At 72.2% G+C, this 424-nt stretch carries 1 protein-coding gene; it reads left to right on the top strand.

The window, feature by feature from the left end; all coding sequences use genetic code 11:
- The coding region (locus AC1DYG_RS19995; protein WP_477641586.1) for an SDR family oxidoreductase at nt 1-340 on the top strand (340 nt) is incomplete at its 5' end.
- Nucleotides 341-424 lie beyond the last annotated feature (84 nt).

Here is a 424-nt window from a genome sequence, read left to right as displayed (position 1 = left end):
GCCCGGCACCGCGGCCTACGGCGCCGCGAAGGCCGGCATCGACAGCCTGTCCACGAGCCTGGCGGTGGAGTGGGCGCCGCGGGTGCGGGTCAACTCGGTGGTCGTCGGACTGGTCGAGACCGAGCAGTCTCACCTGCACTACGGCGGACCCGACGGCCTCGCCGCGGTCGGCGCGACAGTCCCGCTGGGTCGGATGGCGCAGCCCGCGGACATCGGAAACTGTGCGACATTCCTGGCATCACCGTTGGCGTCCTACGTCAGCGGTTCGACACTGACCGTCCACGGCGGCGGCGAGCGCCCCGCCTTCCTGGCGGCGGCAGACACAGAGGAGAACAAGTGAGTGGATTGGTGGACGGCCGCGTCGTCATCGTGACGGGTGCGGGCCGGGGCATCGGCCGGGCGCATGCGCTGGCCTTCGCGGCCG

Source organism: Pedococcus sp. P1_H8 (assembly GCF_056405175.1).
This window is presented reverse-complemented; position numbering and strand designations above follow the sequence as displayed.